The 1,058-nt window shown below is 52.0% G+C and carries 1 protein-coding gene; it reads left to right on the forward strand.

The window, feature by feature from the left end; translation table 11 throughout:
* Positions 1-346: 346 nt before the first annotated feature.
* Positions 347-1,058: hypothetical protein (locus B5F76_RS14255; RefSeq protein ID WP_204218447.1), on the forward strand; the 712-nt coding region annotated here is incomplete at its 3' end.

Here is a 1,058-nt window from a genome sequence, read left to right on the forward strand (position 1 = left end):
GAACGACATCTACAAACTCCTGAAGGTTCACCCCGCAAAGGAATACCCCCGCGTTGGAAACTTTTAGGGGGCACGATGTGTGGTAAGAAAATCTACCCGGGAACTCAGGATCAAGGCAACGGAAGAGTTGTGTATTCGGACAAAGGACAGGCCGGATACGCCTTATGATTTTTCAAGAGAATTTTACAAGTTTCCAAGCTATCTGCGACGCGCGGCCATTAGTCACGCCTACGGAGCGGTTTCGTCGTACATGACGCGCCTCGAGACATGGACGGAGAACAGGCATGGCAATGCACCCGGCCTTCCCCGGGCTGGAAAAATCTGTCCTCCCCTGTATCGCAAGAACATGTTTGTACGTGACAAGAACAACAACCTGTACCGCGCTCGTATCAAGGTGTTTATCCGCAATACCTGGGACTGGATAGAAGTCAAGCTTCGCAAATCTGATGTAGACTACCTCGAGCGTTACTGCAGTCATCGTACAGAACACGTCCCGACTCTCTGCCGTCAGAACAAAAAGGTCTGGTCCCTGGCCTTTGCCTTTAGCGAGGAGGTGGAGCTCAAACCCAAAAAAACAATAGATCAGCAAACAATTGTCTCTGTTGATCTTGGCATCAACAGCGCATGCGTTTGCTCGGCTATGCTTTCGGATGGCACTATCATCGGCAGGCACTTTCTCGAACTGCCGAGCGAGGAATACTCTCTGGAGCATGCTCTGGGCAAAATACGCAACGCGCAACGTCATGGCGCCAGGAAAATGCCCGGTCTCTGGGCTTTGGCCAGGGGTATCAACAAGGCAATCTCGATAAAGACTGCAAGGTTTATCATAGAAGTCGCCTTGCAGCACTCTGCGGACGCGATCGTCATGGAATACCTGGATTTCCATGGAAAGAGATATCGGCAGAGGCTGCATATGTGGAAAGCCCGGTACGTTCAGGAAATGGTCACGGCCAGGGCACACCGCAACGGTATGCGTATATCCCGTGTCTGCGCGAGGAATACGTCGAAACTGGCATATGACGGTTCCGGGCGAGTACGCAGGGACAAGGACAACTACA

This window comes from Desulfovibrio sp. An276 (genome assembly GCF_002159665.1).
In the GTDB taxonomy this organism is placed as follows: Bacteria; Desulfobacterota; Desulfovibrionia; order Desulfovibrionales; family Desulfovibrionaceae; genus Desulfovibrio; species Desulfovibrio faecigallinarum.